Below are 17816 nucleotides of genomic sequence, written 5' to 3' on the forward strand. Positions count from 1 at the left end.
ACCCAGCCGGAGCCGTGATGAAAGCCGTCGCCCTGAGTCGTGAATCCGCCCCCGCCCTGTGCGATATCCACCTGCCCCCGCCGCTGCCTCCCCGGGGGCGTGACCTGCTGGTCCGGGTCGAGGCGGTTTCGGTCAACCCCGTCGATGGCAAGCAGCGTGCCAGCACGGATCCGGCCACGCTCCAGGCGCCCCGCGTGCTGGGTTGGGACGCCGCCGGCGTGGTCGAGGCGATCGGCGACGAGGCCAGCCTGTTCGCCTCTGGTGACGAGGTCTATTACGCCGGTGATGTCACCCGCCCCGGCTGCAATGCGCAGTACCAGTGGGTGGACGAACGTCTGGTCGCGCGCAAACCCACCACGCTGGATTTCGCTGAGGCCGCAGCGCTGCCGCTGACCACGCTCACCGCCTGGGAGCTGCTGTTCGAGCGCATGCCCCTGCGCCTGGACGATCGCCGCCACGCCGGCCAGCATCTGCTGGTGATCGGCGGTGCGGGCGGGGTCGGCTCGATGGCGATCCAGCTGGCCCGCCATGCGGGTTTCGAGGTGATCGCCACGGCGTCGCGCGAGGCCTCGGCCGACTGGTGCCGGCAGATGGGTGCCCGGCACGTGATCGACCACCGGCAACCGCTTCAGGCCCAGCTGCAGGCGCTGGGCATCGACGCGGTGCAGGTCGCACTCAACCTGGCCGACACCGATCACTACTGGGACGAACTGGGCCTGTTGCTGGCGCCGCAGGGACACGTCGGCCTGATCGTCGAGCCACGTGGGCCGCTGCGCATCGGCGATCCCTACAAGGCCAAGTGCATCGGCATCCACTGGGAGTTCATGTTCGCGCGCTCGCGCTTTGCCACTGCCGACTGCATCGAGCAGCACCGCATCCTCAGCCGCACGGCCAGCATGATCGATGCCGGCCAGCTGCGCGGCACCCTCAGCGAGACGCTGGGCCCGATCAATGCGACAAATCTGGACATCGCGCATCAGCGCCTGGCCGGCGGACGCACGGTGGGCAAGCTGGCGCTGGCAGGCTGGGGCGACTGACGCGTCATGTAGCGCCGAGCCCATGCTCGGCTGGTGGTGCCAGGCAAAGCAGCCGGGCATGGGCTCGGCGCTACAGATTCCGCCTGTAGCGGCTGATTGGTCGGCATCTGTATCTATTGAAGTGACTGGATCGGGATTACGGTGGGAACAGATCCCCCTCCCCCGAGACCGCCATGCCCACCGCCCTGCCCCTGCGCATGCTGCAACTGATCACCGGCCTGTTCCTGTACGGCTTCGGCGCATCGCTGATGATCCGTGCCGCCATCGGCGTGGCGCCCTGGGACGTGCTGTCGCAGGGCATCGCCGCGCAGACGCCGCTCTCGTTCGGGCTGGCCACCAATGTGATCGGTGCGCTGGTGCTGCTGCTGTGGTGGCCGCTGCGGCAGAAGCCGGGCGTTGGTACTGTGCTCAACGTGATGCTGATCGGCCCGTCCGCGCAGTTCGGGCTGTGGCTGCTGCCGCCGGCGGTCGGCCTGGGCTGGCAGCTGGCGATGTTCTGCGCCGGCATGCTGCTGGTCGCGCTGGCCACCGGCCTGTACATCGGCGCCAAGCTGGGCCCTGGCCCGCGCGACGGCCTGATGACCGGCCTGCACGCCCGTACCGGCTGGCCGATCTGGAAAGTGCGCAGCCTGATCGAGGGCAGCGTGCTGCTGCTGGGCTGGTGGCTGGGCGGCAATGTCGGCCTCGGCACGCTGGCCTTCGCCCTGCTGATCGGGCCGCTGTGCGGAATGACGCTGGGCTGGTTCGGGATTGGCCGGCCGATGCCCGGACCGCGCCCGGCGAGCGCACAGCGCGGCCACGGGTAGCCGCGTCCCCGGGCATGGCCCGGCGCTACCGATTCGCCAGCCCTTGCTCCGGCCGCCGTTTCGCGGCACGCTTCGCGCTTCCGTACGCAAGCGTATCGACCATGTCGCCAGCCAACGAAAGCGCCTATCCCCACCTGTTCGCCCCGCTGGACCTGGGCTTCACCCAGCTGCGCAACCGCGTATTGATGGGCTCGATGCACACCGGCCTGGAGGATCGCGCCCGCGACTTCCCGCGGCTGGCGGCCTATTTCGCCGAACGCGCCGAGGGCGGCGTCGGCCTGATCGTCACCGGTGGCTTCGCGCCGAATGTAGTGGGCTGGTTGAAGCCGTTCGGCGGCAAGCTGTCCTGGCCGTGGGAAGTACGCCCGCACCGCCAGCTCACCGCCGCCGCGCACCAGCACGGCGCGAAGATCTGCCTGCAGCTGCTGCATGCCGGCCGCTATGCCTACCACCCTTTGTCGGTGGCGCCGTCGAAGCTGAAGGCACCGATCAACCCGTTCACCCCGCGCGCGCTCTCGGCCAGCGGCGTCGAGCGCCATATCGCCGACTACGCACGCAGCGCGAAGCTGGCCCGCGAGGCCGGCTACGACGGCGTGGAAGTGATGGGCTCGGAGGGCTACCTCATCAACGAGTTCATCGCCCCGCGCACCAACAAGCGCACCGATGCCTGGGGTGGCGACGCGCGCCAGCGCATGCGCTTCGCGGTGGAGATCGTGCGCCGTATCCGCGAGGCCTGCGGCCCGGACTTCATCATCATCTACCGCCTGTCGCTGGTGGATCTGGTGGACGACGGCAGCAACTGGGACGAGATCGTGCAGCAGGCGCAGGCCATCGAGGCGGCCGGCGCAACGATCATCAATTCCGGCATCGGCTGGCACGAAGCGCGCATCCCGACCATCGCCACCTCGGTGCCGCGCGCTGCCTTCGCCGGGGTCACCGCCAAGCTCAAGCCACATGTGAAAGTGCCGCTGGTGGCGACCAACCGCATCAACATGCCCGACGTCGCCGAGCGCATCCTCGCCGATGGCGGCGCCGACATGGTGTCGCTGGCGCGGCCGCTGCTGGCCGACCCGCAGTGGCCGAACAAGGCCCGTGCCGGCCGCGCCGAGGCGATCAACACCTGCATCGCCTGCAACCAGGCCTGCCTGGACCACGTGTTCGAGAACAAGCTGGCCAGTTGCCTGGTCAACCCGCGCGCCGCGCACGAGACCGAGCTGGTCTACCGCCCCACCACTACGCCGAAGAAGGTTGCCGTGGTCGGTGCAGGCCCCGCCGGCCTGGCCTGTGCCACCGTCGCTGCCCAGCGCGGCCACCAGGTCACCCTGTTCGATGCCAACGAGGAGATCGGCGGGCAGTTCAACGTGGCCAAGCGCATCCCCGGCAAGGAAGAGTTCTACGAGACCCTGCGCTACTTCCGCCACACGCTGCAGGAGACCGGCGTGCAGCTGCGCCTCGGCACCCGTGCTGATGCCGCCAACCTGGCCGGCTTCGACGAGGTGGTGCTGGCCACCGGCATCACCCCGCGCAAGGTCGATTTCCCCGGCGCCGACCACGCCAAGGTGGTCAGCTATCTGGACGTGCTGCTGGGGCGGGTCGAAGTGGGCGCCAATGCGGCGATCATCGGCGCCGGCGGCATCGGCTTCGATGTCGGCGAATTCCTCAGCCACGCCGGTGAGTCGCCCTCGCTGGACTCGCAGCGCTGGATGGCCGAATGGGGCGTGGACAGCACGTTCGAGGCCCGCGGCTCGCTGGCCAGGCCGCAGGCAGAAGCCTCGCCGCGCCGGCTGTGGCTGCTGCAGCGCAGCCCGGGCAAGCCCGGCGCGCGACTGGGCAAGACCACCGGCTGGATCCATCGCGCCACGCTGAAGGCCAAGGGCGTGCGCATGCTCGGCGGCGTCGAGTACCTGGGCGTGGACGACGAGGGCCTGCGCATCCGCGTGGAAGGCAGCGAACAGCTGCTGCCGGTCGACCATGTGGTGATCTGCGCCGGGCAGGAACCGAACCGCGCATTGCAGGCCGAACTGCAGGCCGCCGGCATCAACGCGCAGCTGATCGGCGGCGCCGATTTGGCCGCCGAACTGGATGCGAAGCGGGCGATCGACCAGGGCAGCCGGGTCGCCGCTGCGCTCTGATGAGGGCCTGAATGGGGGGCGGAATGTGATTTCCGTCACCCCTGCCGAACCTGAATGTCAAGTCGCACGGTTCACGATGCGTTCGGCTATCCCCCCCTACCTTGCGCCATCTTTCCGCTCACCAGCCAGTTTCCGGTGAGCCGGCGCAGCCCCCTCGATCGGTACTGATCGTTTCTTTTGGGGCTGCCCACGGGGCGGCCCCGATGGCCGCCTCCCCATGACGCCAAGTCGTACCCCGCCTCCTGTCGCCCCCGCGGCCGGAACCGGAGGGTGCGGCCCACACGGAGCAAGGAGTTATATGAAACTGGCCTGGATTCTCTGGCTGTCGCAGTTGTTGCCGCAGCCGGCCGCTGATTCATTGTGTTTGAGCACCACCGTTTACCTGGAAGCCCGCGACCAGACCCTGCGGGGCCAGCAGGCCGTCGCCGAGGTCGCCCTGCGCCGTCTCGACAGTGGCCTGTGGGGCGACTCGATGTGCCAGGTGGTCACCGCGCGTAAGCAGTTCGCACCGACCATCGTCTCCCCCGGTACCCAGCTGGGCAACGACGCGGCCTGGAGCGAGGCGATGAACGTGGCCTTCGACGCCGAGCGCAACTGGGCGCTGCCGGCCGGCGAGCGCCGCGAGATCGTGCCCGGTGCCAGCCACTTCGCCGCGCTGTCCATCGCCAGTCCGAACTGGCGCAATGCCTACCAGGTGGCCACCATCGGCGATCACACCTTCTACAAGGTGCAGAACCTCAAGCCGCGGCAGTCGTAACGATCCGTGCTGGCGGCAGCGTTGCCGCCCGCCGGCAGGCTCTGGGATAGTGGGCGTTTCCCGCCCGCATCACCTGGAGTTCCCATGAAGCTGTACAGCAAGCCCGGCGCCTGTTCCACCGCCGACCACATCGCCCTGCAGTGGACCGGCCAGCCGTTCGAGGTTGAACTGCTGAACAAGGACACCCTGAAGGGGCCGGAATTCCTCAAGATCAATCCGGCCGGTGCCGTCCCCGCACTGGTCGACGGCGACTTCGTGCTGCTGCAGAACGCCGCGATCATGGGCTATATCGCCGACACCTACCCGCAGGCCGGCCTCGGCGGCGATGGCAGCCCGCGCCAGCGCGCCGAAGCCACCCGCTGGCTGGCCTTCGTCAATTCCGATGTGCATCCGGCCTTCTCGCCGCTGTTCGCGCCGGGCAAGTTCATCGCCGACGAGAGCCAGTTCGATGCGATCCGCGCCGCCGCGCACAAGCGCCTGCGTGGCCTGTTCGAGACCGCCGACAAGCAGCTGGCCGACAAGCCGTGGCTGGCCGGCTTCCGCAGCTTCGCCGATCCGTACTTCTACATCACCCTGCGCTGGGCCGCCGGCACCAAGGTCGACCTGTCCGGCCTGGACAACCTGGCCGCCTACAAGGCGCGCATGGATGCCGACGCCGGCGTGCAGGCCGCGCTGAAGGCTGAAGGCCTGGCCTGATCTTGACCTGGGGTCGGATCCGTCTGCGCAGCAGGCGGCTCTGACCCCCTCGGTTCCAGCAGCGTGATCAGCCGATCTGGCGGATCACTTCGCCCTTGGCATCGCGCAGATAGGTCGGCACCACTTCGATGCACAGCGCCTCCACCACCGGGTAGATACCGCGCTCGGCACGCACGCCAGCCAGGGCCTGCAATCCCGCCTCGTCCAGTGCCCAGCGCGCGTTGTCGGCGGAGACGTCGCCCACTTCACCGCCCCTGGCCGGAACGAACTCCCACTGCCGCTCGCGGCTGACCAGTTCCAGCGATCTGCCGTGGCGCAGGCGCAGCGGCAGCAGCTCGCACACGCTGGCGACCTGGCCGGCCCCCAGCACCAGGGTGGTGACGCCCGCCTCCTGCCGCCAATCCAGTGTCTCGATGAACAACATGCCGGTACTGGAGCCCTCGCGCTCGCTGCCGGCCTGCACCTGTGCGGCCAGCGCCGGTTCCTCCAGCAGGTTGCCGCGATGCAGGTCGCTGATCCACAGCGGCATCGCCGGTTGCAGCGCCTGCAGCACGCCGCGCGTCGACCAGCGCTTGACCGCTTCCATCTCCTCATCGGTCAGCCCGACCAGCTGCAGGAACTGCAGGTGGCCATTGGCGGTGTCGCGTGCGGGCAACTGCGGATCCGCGACGAAGGCCAGATGGCACAAGCGCGTGCCGGTCTCCAGCGCGATCGGGCCGTTGGCATTGAGATGGTGACCGTCCTCGAACACGTTGCCACTGCCGAACACATAGCGCGCCAGGTTCTGCAGCAGGTTCATCGGCCACACCGGCGGGGTGCTGCCGGCGTTCTCACCGGCGTCGGCAGCGAGACGGAAGGTCAGCTCGAAACCATAGCCGCTGGTGGCGGCATCACTGCTCTCCTTGGCATACAGTTCGGAGAAGCCGTAAGTGATGTAGTGCCAGTGGGGTACAGGCGCATCCGCCCAGTACACGCTGATGCCATCGAGAGGATCCTGGCCACCGAGCGTGTACGGCAGCGCGGTGCCGAAGTGACGCGGCTCCTGCCCGGCATACAGGGGCGCCAGCGCCGCATTGATCGCGTCCCAGCCAGGGGTGTCGGTGTCGTCGTGGTCGTCCTGCACGCGGGACTCCTTGTGGGGGAAGTGAACCGATCACTTTACGCGGTGGCTCAGGCCTGCACGACCTCGCCACCACCATTGACCACGGCAGCCTGGGTTTCCTGCCACCAGCGCTGCGCCAGCGCCGGACTGCGCGCCTTGCCCACCGCCGCCAGCAGTTCCGGGCACAGGCGTTCCAGCGCCAGCGCATCGGTGCAGCGTTCGATCTTCAACTGCATGAAGTAGCCCTTCAGGCCCAGGTGGCGGCGTACCGCCTCGCTCATCGCGTCGTACAGCTGCTGGTACAGCGCCGGGTCCTGTTCGCGCCCGGTGCTGATGCCGCGCAGCGGTGTCACCTCGGCACTTCCGCCGATCACTTCGATCAGGCCCTGCGCTGACAATTGCTCCAGTGCGTCGGGCGGCGCACGCAGGCCTTCGAACAGGCCGCGCAATTCAGTGTCATCGCGATGGCCGTCGACCATCAGCAGGATCGAACGCAATGCCGCCGGCAGGCGCCGGCCACGGTCTTCGATTTCCTGACGGCCAGCCGCCGTCTTGGCGTGCAGCAATGCCATTGCCTCCCCCTCCCTCGATGCGCAATGCCGGCGCGCCCTGGCGGGCACGCTCCCCTGCAACCGAGCTTAGCGCACCGGTTGCAGGGAGGAAGCTGCGGTGCAGCAACGGCCTCCCCTGTAGAGCCGAGCCCATGCTCGGCTGCTTTGGCAAGGCATGCGGAGCCGAGCATCGGCTCGGCTCTGCAGAAGCAGGTCAGCGGCCCAGCGCGCGGCGGATTTCCTCCAGCGCGCTGGGATCATCCAGCGTCGACAGGTCACCCGGGTCGCGCTGTTCGGCCAACGCCTGCAACGAGCGCCGCAGCAGCTTGCCCGAACGGGTCTTGGGCAGTGCATTGACCACGTGCACATGCGCCGGGCGCGCTACCGCACCAAGCGAAGTCGTCACCGTCGCCATCATCTCGGCCACCACCGGCGCCGGATCCTCGCCATCGAGCCCCTGCTTGAGGGTGACGAACACCAGCGGCACCTGCCCCTTCAGTTCGTCCTTGACCCCGATCACGGCAGCCTCGGCAACGCGCGGATGGCTGGAAATGGCCTCCTCGATCTCGCGCGTGCCCAGGCGGTGCCCGGCCACGTTGATCACATCGTCGGTGCGGCCGAGGATGAAGGTGTAACCGTCATCATCGCGGATCGCCCAGTCCAGCGAGCTGTACAGCAGTTCCTTGAAGTGGCTGAAGTAGCTCTGCAGGAAGCGGCTGTCATCATTCCACACCGTGCTCATGCAGCCCGGCGGCAACGGCGGCGACACCACCAGCACGCCCTTCTGCCCCGGTGCGACTTCCTCACCGGTGTTCTCGTCGATCACCTTCATCCGATAGCCGAGATTGGGGAAACCCGGCGAACCGAAGCGCACCGGCTTCATCTCCAGGCCCGGCAGCAGGGTCAGTGCCGGCCAGCCGGTTTCGGTCTGCCAGTAGTTGTCGATGATCGGCTTGCCGAGCGCTTCGCTGATCCAGTGCGCGGTCGGTTCATCCAGCGGCTCACCGGCCAGGAACAGGTACTTCAGCGCGCGCAGGTCGTGGCGATGGATGAAGTCTGCGTCGTGCTTCTTCAGCACGCGGATGGCGGTGGGCGAAGAGAACATCGTTCGCACGTTGTACTGCTCGCACAGTGCCCACCAGATGCCCGGGTCCGGATTGGTCGGCAGCCCTTCGTACAGCAGCGAGGTGCAACCACCGATCAGCGGGCCGTACACATTGTAGGAATGACCGACAGCCCAGCCGACATCAGAGGTGGAAAACATCACCTGGCCAGGCTTGCAGTCGAATACCGTCTCCATCGACTGCGCCATCGCCACGGCATAGCCACCGACATCACGCTGCACGCCCTTCGGCTTGCCGGTGGTGCCGGAGGTGTACAGCAGGTAGCTCGGTTCGCTTGCTTCCAGCCATTGCACCGGCACATCGACTTCCCCGATCTGCGCACGCAGCGTAGCGTACTCCACATCACGGCCCGGCACGCGTGGTTCGGCTGCATCCAGCCCACGCGACACGATCAGCACATGCGGTGGCGGCGAAGCCGCTTCGGCGCAGGCGGCGTCGACCATCGGCTTGTACGGAATCAGCTTGCCACCACGCATGCCGGCATCGGCGGCGATGAGCAGCCTGGGCTTCGCATCGTCGATGCGCAGCGCCAGGTTGTGCGCGGCGAAGCCACCAAACACCACCGAGTGCACCGCACCGATGCGCGCGCAGGCCAGCATCGCGAACACGGCTTCGGCCATGTTCGGCATGTAGATCACCACGCGGTCACCGTGACCGACGCCGAGGTGCTTGAGCGCGGCGGCGAAGTCGTTCACTTCGCGATACAGCTGGCGATAGGTGATCTCACGCGTGCTGTTGGTTTCGGTGGAGATAGCGACCAGCGCGAGCTGGTCGGCGCGCTCGGCCAGGTGGCGATCCACGGCGTTGTAGCAGAGATTGGTTTCACCACCGACGAACCAGCGCCGGAACGGCGGGTTGCTGTAGTCGAGCACCTGCTGTGGCGGTTTGTGCCAATGGATGCGCTTGGCTTCCTCGCCCCAGAAGGCCTCCGGCTCGTCGATCGAGCGACGGTAGGTTTCCTCGTAGTTCATGACGCAGCCCTCCCAGACAAAGTCATGGGTTCGAGGATAGTCCGGCGCTGGCGAGCGGGCCGCCCTACCTTGGTAGGGGGTGGGGTTTGTTCTGCAGGGCTTGCAGCCCTGCACCTGCAGAAGCCGAAGCAACAGCAGAAGCTGGCTTACCGGGGATGGCGGGGCGGGTCCGGTTGCGGGGGAAGCCGTGAATCCGTCCATGGAGGCTCGGTCGCCGCATCCATGCGGCTCACGCCCCCGCAACCGGACCCACCCCGCCTTCGACAGTTCCCCGCAATCTTTCGGGCTGGCATTGCCTGCTCTTGGTGGGTGTCGACCTTGGTCGACACGCTCGATCCACGCCATGCGCGGATGAATTCCATTCGATTCGATTTCTGACAGATGTGTCGACCAAGGTCGACACCTACCAACGACCACGGAAATCTGTCGAAGGCGGGGCACTGTGGGTGTGCGGGGTGTGAGCGGCATGGATGCCGCGACCAAGCCCCCATGGATGGGTTCATGGAGTCCCCGCACACCCACAGTGCCCCGCCATCCCGCGGAATGCCGCTTTAGTTTTTGACGTTGCTGTTGCTGTTGCCTGAAAGCTTCGGCAGGTGCAGGGCTGCAAGCCCTGCCGGCCCCTAGAACGGAGCCGCGGACTCGAACGCGAGCGCCTCGCCCGTCAGCGGATGCGTAAACCGCAGGCTGCGCGCATGCAGATGCACGCGTTGCGCCGGTGCCGCGTCATACAGCACATCGCCGACGATCGGATGGCCAAGGCTGGCCATGTGCAGGCGCAGCTGATGGCTGCGGCCGGTGATCGGTTCCAGTTCCACGCGCGTGCGCTGCGCTTCAACATCACGAGCCAACACGCGCCAACGCGTCAGCGCCGGCTTGCCGCGCTCATGGTCGACCATCTGCTTCGGCCGGTTCGGCCAGTCCACGATCAACGGCAGGTCCACTTCGCCGGCATCACCTTCGAGCACTCCCTGCACCACGGCTTCGTAGCGCTTGCCGACCTGGCGCTGCTCGAACTGCATCGACAATGCGGCCTGCATCTCCTTGCCTCGCGCGTGCAGCAGCAGGCCGGAGGTGACCTGATCCAGCCGATGCACCGTCAACGCATCCGGGTACAGCGCCTGCAGGCGCGCGACCACGCAGTCCTGGTTCTCGGCGCTGCGGCCGGGCACGGACAGCAGGCCGGCCGGCTTCTCGGCCACCAGCAGCGCGTCGTCGATGTAGTGCAGGTGGATCATGCGATTCCAGGAATTCCAAATGAAAACGGGGAAGCCGAAGCCTCCCCGTCTTCTGCGGTGAGCGTACCGACCAACGGTCGGTACCCACCATCGCGGTGGAGGTACCGGCCGTGGCCGGTACCGCCTGCATCAGCCCAGCAGGTGGGCGACGCCGGCGCGCTCTTCTTCCAGCTCGGCCAGGGTCTTGTCGATGTACTTCTGGCTGAAGTCGTCGATCGGCAGATCCTTCACCAGGGTGTACTTGCCGTTCTCGGTGGTCACTGCAAAGCCGAAGATCACGCCTTCCGGAATGCCGTAGGAACCGTCGGACGGCACGCCCATGGTGACCCACTTGCCGTTGCTGCCCAGCACCCAGTCACGCACATGGTCGATGGCAGCGTTGGCGGCCGAAGCAGCCGAGGACGAGCCACGGGCTTCGATGATCGCCGCGCCGCGCTTGCCCACGGTCGGGATGAAGGTGTTGGCGTTCCACTCCTGGTCGTTGATCGCATCGGCGATCGATGCGCCATCGGCGGTGGCGAAACGGTAATCCGGGTACATGGTCGGGCTGTGGTTGCCCCACACGACCAGCTTCTCCATGCCACCGACCGGCTTGCCCAGCTTGGTCGACAGCTGGCTCAGCGCGCGGTTGTGGTCCAGGCGCAGCATGGCGGTGAAGTTTTCCGGCTTCAGGTCCGGCGCCGACTTCATGGCGATGTAGGCGTTGGTGTTGGCCGGGTTGCCGACCACCAGCACCTTCACGTCACGGCTGGCGACCTTGTTCAGCGCTGCGCCCTGGGCGGTGAAGATCTTGGCGTTTTCCAGCAGCAGGTCCTTGCGCTCCATGCCCGGGCCACGCGGACGTGCGCCGACCAGCAGGGCGATGTCGGCGTCCTTGAACGCGACTTCGGCGTCATCGGTGCCGACCATGCCGGCCAGCAGCGGGAAGGCGCAGTCTTCCAGCTCCATCATCACGCCCTTCAGGGCGGCCTGGGCCTTGTCGACCGGCAGTTCCAGCAGCTGCAGGATGACCGGCTGGTCCTTGCCCAGCATTTCGCCGGAGGCGATGCGGAACAGCAGGGCATAACCGATCTGGCCGGCGGCGCCGGTCACGGCAACACGAACGGGTGCTTTCATGGGGGTTTCCTCTTGCTTGCAAGCGTTTGATGGGACGCCGCGGGCGTGGCCACGCTGGCCTGGCGGGCGGCGGGGAACAGGGAAACGGCCACCCGTGGGTGGCCGTCTCGAAGGGGGGTCAGGCGGCGAGGTGCTTGTTCCACTCCGCGACGCGCTCGGCCTGGGCGGCCAGCACGGCGTCGACGTCGCCTTCCAGGGTGATCGAATGGATCACGTCGCCCTGCTTGACCGAATCGACGATGGCCTGGCCTTCCAGGACCTTGCCGAAGACGGTGTGGCGGCCATCCAGCCAGTCGGTCTTGATGTGGGTGATGAAGAACTGGCTGCCGTTGGTGTTCGGGCCGGCGTTGGCCATCGACAGCGAGCCGACCTCGTGCTTCACGCCATTCTTCTCGTCTTCGAACTTGTAGCCCGGGCCGCCGGTGCCACGACCCTGCGGGCAGCCGCCCTGGATCATGAAGTCGGCGATCACGCGGTGGAAGATCAGGCCGTCATAGAAACCGTGCTTGACCAGGTTCACGAAGTTGGCCACGGTCAGCGGCGCCTTGTCGGCGAACAGCTCGACCTTGATCGGGCCCTGGGTGGTGTCGAAAGTGGCGATGAGGGACATGAAGATCCTTGATGCAGAGGGGAACGCGTCTAGCCACCTAGTTTACACCTGCCTCGTGGCGGCGGCGGCTTCGACCATGGGCGCAGATCCGGGCTTCAGCCGCCGGCGGGGGAGCCCCACACGACGGTCCTGGCGGCCTCGGCCGCCGCTGCGGACAGCCAGCTGAATGGGCCCCATGACCGGCGTGAAATCCACCTTTTCGCGAATCGTCAAGTTCGACGTATAATGTTGGACTTCTTTTTCCAAATCCGGCGCCGACTGGCCCCCTTTCGTATGTCCATCGAAAATCTTCGCAACATCGCCATCGTCGCCCACGTCGACCATGGCAAGACCACCCTGGTCGACCAGCTGCTGAAGCAGTCCGGCACCCTGTCCGAGCGCACCGTCCTCGCCGAGCGCGTGATGGACAGCAACGACCAGGAAAAGGAACGCGGCATCACCATCCTGGCCAAGAACACCGCCATCACCTGGGAAGACAAGAAGACCGGCATCAAGAACCGGATCAACATCGTCGACACCCCCGGCCACGCCGACTTCGGTGGTGAGGTCGAGCGCGTGCTGTCGATGGTCGACACCGTGCTGATCCTGGTCGATGCGATGGACGGCCCGATGCCGCAGACCCGCTTCGTGACCCAGAAGGCCTTCGCGATGGGCTTCAAGCCGATCGTCGTGGTCAACAAGGTCGACCGTCCGGGCGCCCGTCCGGAATGGGTGATCGACCAGGTCTTCGACCTGTTCGACAAGCTCGGCGCGACCAACGAGCAGCTGGACTTCCCGATCGTCTACGCCTCGGGCCTGAACGGCTACGCCGGCCTGGAAGACACCGTGCGCGACGGCGACATGACCCCGCTGTACGAAGCGATCATGCAGCACGCGCCGCGTCCGGAAGTGGACCCGGAAGGCCCGTTCCAGATGCGCATCAGCCAGCTGGACTACAACAACTTCGTGGGCGTGATCGGCATCGGCCGCATCCAGCGCGGCACCCTGAAGAAGAACATGCAGGTCGCGGTCATCGACCGTGAAGGCAAGAAGCGCAACGGCAAGGTGCTGCAGGTGCTGGGCTTCATGGGCCTGGAGCGCATCGAGCAGGATTCGGCCGAGGCCGGCGACATCGTGGCCATCTCCGGCATCCAGGAGCTGACCATCTCCGACACCATCTGCGCGCCGGACTTCCCGGAAGCCCTGCCGGCGCTGACCGTCGACGAGCCGACCATCTCGATGACCTTCCAGGTCAACAACTCGCCGTTCGCCGGCAACAAGGACCTGTCCGGTGGCAAGTTCCTGACCAGCCGCCAGATCAAGGACCGCCTGGACCGTGAAAAGGTCCACAACGTGGCCCTGAAGGTCGAGCAGCTGGAAGACGCTGACAAGTTCCTGGTCTCCGGCCGTGGCGAACTGCACCTGTCGGTGCTGATCGAGAACATGCGTCGCGAAGGCTACGAGCTGGCCGTGTCGCGCCCGGAAGTGATCATCAAGGAAATCGACGGCCAGATGATGGAGCCGATCGAGCAGCTGGTGGTGGACATCGAAGAAATCCACCAGGGCGGCGTGATGGAAAAGCTGGGCACCCGCAAGGGCCAGCTGAAGAACATGGAATCGGACGGCAAGGGCCGCGTGCGCCTGGAATACTCGATCCCGGCCCGTGGCCTGATCGGCTTCCAGAACGAGTTCAAGACCCTGACCCAGGGTTCGGGCCTGCTGTTCCACGTGTTCGACCACTACGGTCCGAAGGAACAGGGCGCGATTGCCAAGCGCATCAACGGCGTGATGATCGCCAATGCGCCGGGCACCACGCCGGCCTACTCGCTGGGCCCGCTGCAGGAACGCGGCAAGCTGTTCGCAGCTGAAGGCGACAACGTGTATGAAGGTCAGCTGGTCGGCATCCACTCCAAGGACAACGACCTGACCGTCAACGCGATCAAGACCAAGCCGCTGACCAACATGCGCGCTTCGGGCAAGGACGATGCGATCCAGCTGACCCCGGCGATCAAGTACTCGCTGGAACAGGCCCTGGACTTCATCGAAGACGACGAGCTGGTCGAGATCACCCCGAAGGAGATCCGTCTGCGCAAGAAGTTCCTGACCGAAAGCGACCGCAAGAAGGCTTCGCGCGGCGGCTGAGCCAGCACCCCGTGAACCAGAGCGGCTACAACCCGGATCCACACCGGCATCCGGGTCTCCATGTCATCGCCCTGCTCGAAGCGAGCAAGGCGATGCTGGCGCTGTTGGCCGCCACCGGGCTGGAAGTGCTCGGACCGCAGCCGCTACGGCACGGCATCATGGCCCTGATCCGGCGTTTCAGCCTGGATCCGGACCATGGCACCCTGCCCTCGCTGCTGCACATGATCAGCCCCGACGCGGTCCACCTGGCCGCGGCGGGGATGATCGGCTACGGCCTGCTGCACCTGGTTGAGGCCTGGGGCCTGTGGCGGGCCAAGGCCTGGGCTTCCTGGCTGGGCTGCCTGACCGCCGCCCTGTACCTGCCGTTCGACATCTTCGCGATCATCCGCCATCCCGGCTGGCCGTCGTGGACGATCCTGGCGATCAACCTGATCGTGGTCTACGTCCTCGCCCGCGACCTGCGCAAGCGTCACCGCTGAGCACCCGCTACACTGGGGATTGGAGCCGACCAAGCCGCCCCATGCGCCCGTCCTTGCCGCCTCTGCTGACCTGCCTGCTCGCCGCGCTGCCGGCGCTGCTTTCGGCTGGCTGCAGCCCGGCCACGCCCAGCGCGCATGCGGCCGAACCTGCGAGCCGCAACGTGCCGTTCCCGTACGCCGAAACCGATGTTGCCGACCTGCAGGCGCGGATGTCCGCCGGTGAACTGGACAGCACCACCCTGACCCAGGCCTACCTGCAGCGCATCGCCGCCCTGGACCGCACCGGGCCGCGCCTGCGCGCAGTGATCGAGCTCAACCCCGATGCCCTGAAGGAAGCCGCCGCTCGCGACCGCGAGCGCCGCGAAGGACGCCTGCGCGGCCCGCTGCATGGCATCCCGCTGCTGCTGAAGGACAACATCAACGCCGCGCCGATGGCCACCAGCGCCGGCTCACTGGCCCTGCAGGGCTTCCGTCCGGACGATGCCTACCTGGTGCGCCGGCTGCGCGAAGCCGGTGCGGTGGTGCTGGGCAAGACCAATCTGAGCGAATGGGCCAATTTCCGCGGCAATGATTCCATCTCCGGCTGGAGCGCACGCGGTGGCCAGACCCGCAATCCCTATCGGCTGAGTCATTCGCCCTGTGGCTCCAGCAGCGGCAGCGCGGTGGCCGTGGCCGCCAACCTCGCCAGCGTGGCGATCGGTACCGAGACCGATGGCAGCATCGTCTGCCCGGCGGCGATCAACGGCGTGGTCGGCCTGAAGCCAACCGTCGGCCTGGTCAGCCGCGACGGCATCATCCCGATCTCCTTCAGCCAGGACACTGCCGGGCCGATGGCACGCAGCGTCGCCGACGCTGCCGCCGTGCTGACCGCGATCGCCGGCCGCGATGATGCCGACCCGGCCACCGCGACCATGCCCGGCCGCGCGGTCTACGACTACACCGCACGCCTGGACCCGCAGGGCCTGCGCGGCAAACGCATCGGCCTGCTGCAGACGCCGCTGCTGAAGTACCGCGGCATGCCGCCGCTGATCGATCAGGCAGCGACCGAGCTGCGTCGCGCTGGTGCCGTCGTGGTCCCCGTCGAGTTGCCCAACCAGGGCGCCTGGGCCGAAGCCGAGCGCACGCTGCTGCTGTACGAATTCAAGGCCGGGCTGGAGCGCTACTTCAGCACCCACCGCGCGCCGTTGCGCAGCCTGGCCGACCTGATTGCCTTCAACCAGGCGCACAGCAAGCAGGAACTGGGCCTGTTCGGCCAGGAGCTGCTGGTGGAGGCCGATGCCACTGCTGGCCTGGCCGACCCGGCCTACATCCGCGCGCGCAGCGATGCGCGCCGCCTGGCCGGCCCGGAAGGCATCGACGCCGCCCTCGCCGCCCACCAGCTCGACGCGCTGGTCGCACCCACCACCGGTGTGGCGTGGCCGATCCGCAGCGAAGGCGACGACTTCCCCGGCGAGAGCTACAGCGCGGCCGCCGTCGCTGGTTACCCCAGCCTGACCGTGCCGATGGGCCAGATCGATGGCCTGCCGGTCGGCCTGCTGTTCATGGGCACCGCCTGGAGCGAACCGAAGCTGATCGAAATGGCCTACGCCTACGAGCAGCGCACGCGCGCACGGCGCCCGCCGCACTTCGATACCGATGCATTGATCGACGCCGGCGAGCCGTGATCGTGTTTCTGTAGAGCCGAGCCCACGCTCGGCTTCACCGGAAAATCGAAAGCGGCCGAGCATGGCCCGGCTCTACAGAGGCTGGTCAGGCTCCGCCGGCACGATCGCCGCTTCACCATCCTCCGCGCCAGGCGAACGCACATCCGCGGTGCGCGCACGTGGGCCGCGCGGCATATCCAGCTCGTCTTCGTGTTGCAGCCGCGCACGCACCTGCGGCAGCGACTGCGGATGCTCACGCGCGAGGAAGTCGAGCATGCGCTCGCGCACCAGGCAACGCAGGTCGAAGGCATCACCGGAGCTGCGCGCGCTGACCAGCAGTCGCACCTGGATCGCACGCTCGCTGGTCTCGGTCACCTGGGTCACGCAGACCCGGCCATCCCACAGCGCTTCGCCACGACAGATGCGCTCCAGTTCGGCGCGGATCGCCGTGATCGGCGCCCGGTAGTCCAGCCATAGAAACGCAGTGCCGAGCAGATCGGCACTGCGCCGCGTCCAGTTCTGGAACGGGTTCTCGATGAACCAGGTCAACGGCACCACCATCCGCCGCTCATCCCAGATGCGCACCACCACGTAACTGCTGCCGATCTCCTCGATGCGGCCCCATTCGCCTTCGACGATCACCACGTCATCCAGGCGGATCGGCTGCGTCACTGCAATCTGCAGGCCAGCGATCAGGTTGCCGAACACCGGCTTGGCCGCGATACCGGCCACCAGACCGATCAGGCCCGCCGAGGCCAGCAGCGCGGTACCGATCTTCTGCACCATCGGGAAGGTCAGCAGCACCAACGACGCGCCCAGCACGACGATGCCGCCCATCAGCACACGACTGAGCACCCGCGTCTGCGTCTGGATGCGGCGCGCCTCCAGGTTATCGGAGACATCGATGGGATGGCTGCGCAGGATCGCGCGCTCACCGGCCGCCACCGCGCGTACAAGCAACCAGATGAAGCACGCGGTCAGCGCGATGTGCAGCACATGCTGCAGATTGCCCAGCAACGGATCCTGCAGCGGTGTGGCCTGCAACGCGGGAATCAACAGCAGCAGCGGCCATGCAGTGGCCATCGGTAGCCCGAGCACACGACCGATGCGCGCACGCCGGCGATCACGCCCTTTCAGCCGGTGATAGATCCACAGGATCAGCCACGCGCCGATGCCGCCCACCAACGCCGCCAGACCCAGCGGCCATGCATATGCCTGTGCGCTTTGCCAGTGCACCGTTGCTACCTCCACACGAACAGCCAAGCGGACAGCCTCGCGCATGGCGCATGAGCGTCACGTCAGTCGTTCGTAAGCAGGGTGTTGATCGGCAGGGCTTGCAGCCCTGCACCTGCTGTAGCGCCGGCCGCTGGCCGGCAACCTCAACAGCAACAGCAACAGCAGAAGCGTGTTTCCTCTGGGATGGCGGGGAGGGT

Annotated in this window: 15 protein-coding genes; 8 read left to right on the plus strand and 7 right to left on the minus strand. The window is 67.1% G+C overall.

Annotated elements, in window-relative coordinates:
- Window positions 1-17 precede the first annotated feature (17 nt).
- The 5 genes from N5D45_RS04910 to N5D45_RS04930 all read left to right on the plus strand — a co-directional run bounded on the left by N5D45_RS04910 (window position 18) and on the right by N5D45_RS04930 (window position 5428).
- Window positions 18-1037, plus strand: coding sequence for a zinc-binding alcohol dehydrogenase family protein (locus N5D45_RS04910; protein ID WP_043401399.1), 1020 nt, complete (start codon window positions 18-20; stop codon window positions 1035-1037).
- A gap of 173 nt (window positions 1038-1210) precedes the next feature.
- Entirely contained in the window at window positions 1211-1843 is a 633-nt protein-coding gene (locus tag N5D45_RS04915; protein ID WP_010483962.1) for a membrane protein, read from the plus strand.
- 101 nt (window positions 1844-1944) lie between these two features.
- A complete protein-coding gene (locus N5D45_RS04920) occupies window positions 1945-3975 on the plus strand; it encodes an NADPH-dependent 2,4-dienoyl-CoA reductase (protein WP_279938504.1) in 2031 nt (676 codons plus the stop codon).
- A gap of 298 nt (window positions 3976-4273) precedes the next feature.
- On the plus strand, window positions 4274-4732 hold the full coding sequence (locus tag N5D45_RS04925) for a cell wall hydrolase (RefSeq protein WP_004154513.1): 459 nt from the start codon (window positions 4274-4276) through the stop codon (window positions 4730-4732).
- 84 nt (window positions 4733-4816) lie between these two features.
- On the plus strand, window positions 4817-5428 hold the full coding sequence (locus N5D45_RS04930; RefSeq protein WP_010483964.1) for a glutathione S-transferase N-terminal domain-containing protein: 612 nt from the start codon (window positions 4817-4819) through the stop codon (window positions 5426-5428).
- A gap of 67 nt (window positions 5429-5495) precedes the next feature.
- Here N5D45_RS04930 and N5D45_RS04935 read toward each other — a convergent pair whose 3' ends face one another.
- The 6 genes from N5D45_RS04935 to N5D45_RS04960 form a co-directional block, all read right to left on the minus strand.
- Window positions 5496-6551, minus strand: coding sequence for a suppressor of fused domain protein (locus tag N5D45_RS04935; protein ID WP_019337044.1), 1056 nt, complete (start codon window positions 6549-6551; stop codon window positions 5496-5498).
- A gap of 47 nt (window positions 6552-6598) precedes the next feature.
- Window positions 6599-7102, minus strand: coding sequence for a hypothetical protein (locus N5D45_RS04940; RefSeq protein ID WP_010483966.1), 504 nt, complete (start codon window positions 7100-7102; stop codon window positions 6599-6601).
- 193 nt (window positions 7103-7295) lie between these two features.
- Window positions 7296-9176, minus strand: coding sequence for a propionate--CoA ligase (gene prpE, locus N5D45_RS04945; protein WP_279938506.1), 1881 nt, complete (start codon window positions 9174-9176; stop codon window positions 7296-7298).
- Between the two features lie 623 nt (window positions 9177-9799).
- On the minus strand, window positions 9800-10414 hold the full coding sequence (locus N5D45_RS04950) for an RluA family pseudouridine synthase (RefSeq protein WP_049411406.1): 615 nt from the start codon (window positions 10412-10414) through the stop codon (window positions 9800-9802).
- A 129-nt stretch (window positions 10415-10543) separates the two neighbouring features.
- On the minus strand, window positions 10544-11530 hold the full coding sequence (locus N5D45_RS04955) for a malate dehydrogenase (protein WP_004153634.1): 987 nt from the start codon (window positions 11528-11530) through the stop codon (window positions 10544-10546).
- Window positions 11531-11648: 118 nt separating this feature from the next.
- Window positions 11649-12140 (minus strand): peptidylprolyl isomerase, encoded by a 492-nt coding sequence (locus tag N5D45_RS04960; protein WP_004153629.1) that lies wholly within the window; start codon window positions 12138-12140, stop codon window positions 11649-11651.
- A gap of 273 nt (window positions 12141-12413) precedes the next feature.
- On the opposite strand from N5D45_RS04960, the gene typA reads away from it, so the two are divergent.
- The 3 genes from typA to N5D45_RS04975 are packed head-to-tail and all read left to right on the plus strand — an operon-like array spanning window position 12414 to window position 16404.
- Window positions 12414-14261 carry a translational GTPase TypA gene (gene typA, locus N5D45_RS04965; RefSeq protein ID WP_010483969.1) on the plus strand — a complete coding sequence of 616 codons (1848 nt, stop codon included), beginning with the start codon at window positions 12414-12416 and terminating at the stop codon, window positions 14259-14261.
- Window positions 14262-14272: 11 nt separating this feature from the next.
- Window positions 14273-14740 (plus strand): DUF2127 domain-containing protein, encoded by a 468-nt coding sequence (locus tag N5D45_RS04970; protein WP_005408223.1) that lies wholly within the window; start codon window positions 14273-14275, stop codon window positions 14738-14740.
- Window positions 14741-14781: 41 nt separating this feature from the next.
- A complete protein-coding gene (locus N5D45_RS04975) occupies window positions 14782-16404 on the plus strand; it encodes an amidase (RefSeq protein WP_197656954.1) in 1623 nt (540 codons plus the stop codon).
- A gap of 72 nt (window positions 16405-16476) precedes the next feature.
- On the opposite strand, the gene N5D45_RS04980 is transcribed toward N5D45_RS04975, so the two are convergent.
- Complete coding sequence (locus N5D45_RS04980; protein ID WP_197576549.1) at window positions 16477-17664, minus strand: mechanosensitive ion channel family protein; 1188 nt, start codon at window positions 17662-17664, stop codon at window positions 16477-16479.
- Window positions 17665-17816 lie beyond the last annotated feature (152 nt).

Origin of the sequence: Stenotrophomonas sp. GD03819, assembly GCF_029841665.1 — a bacterium.
GTDB classification, from domain to species: Bacteria; Pseudomonadota; Gammaproteobacteria; order Xanthomonadales; family Xanthomonadaceae; genus Stenotrophomonas; species Stenotrophomonas geniculata.

Coding starts and splice junctions, on each gene's coding strand:
- N5D45_RS04910 (WP_043401399.1), top strand. CDS start 18: ATGAAAGCCGTCGCCCTGAGTCGTGAATCCGCCCCCGCCCTGTGCGAT.
- N5D45_RS04915 (WP_010483962.1), top strand. CDS start 1,211: ATGCCCACCGCCCTGCCCCTGCGCATGCTGCAACTGATCACCGGCCTG.
- N5D45_RS04920 (WP_279938504.1), top strand. CDS start 1,945: ATGTCGCCAGCCAACGAAAGCGCCTATCCCCACCTGTTCGCCCCGCTG.
- N5D45_RS04925 (WP_004154513.1), top strand. CDS start 4,274: ATGAAACTGGCCTGGATTCTCTGGCTGTCGCAGTTGTTGCCGCAGCCG.
- N5D45_RS04930 (WP_010483964.1), top strand. CDS start 4,817: ATGAAGCTGTACAGCAAGCCCGGCGCCTGTTCCACCGCCGACCACATC.
- N5D45_RS04940 (WP_010483966.1), bottom strand. CDS start 7,102: ATGGCATTGCTGCACGCCAAGACGGCGGCTGGCCGTCAGGAAATCGAA.
- prpE (WP_279938506.1), bottom strand. CDS start 9,176: ATGAACTACGAGGAAACCTACCGTCGCTCGATCGACGAGCCGGAGGCC.
- N5D45_RS04950 (WP_049411406.1), bottom strand. CDS start 10,414: ATGATCCACCTGCACTACATCGACGACGCGCTGCTGGTGGCCGAGAAG.
- N5D45_RS04955 (WP_004153634.1), bottom strand. CDS start 11,530: ATGAAAGCACCCGTTCGTGTTGCCGTGACCGGCGCCGCCGGCCAGATC.
- N5D45_RS04960 (WP_004153629.1), bottom strand. CDS start 12,140: ATGTCCCTCATCGCCACTTTCGACACCACCCAGGGCCCGATCAAGGTC.
- typA (WP_010483969.1), top strand. CDS start 12,414: ATGTCCATCGAAAATCTTCGCAACATCGCCATCGTCGCCCACGTCGAC.
- N5D45_RS04975 (WP_197656954.1), top strand. CDS start 14,782: ATGCGCCCGTCCTTGCCGCCTCTGCTGACCTGCCTGCTCGCCGCGCTG.
- N5D45_RS04980 (WP_197576549.1), bottom strand. CDS start 17,664: ATGCGCGAGGCTGTCCGCTTGGCTGTTCGTGTGGAGGTAGCAACGGTG.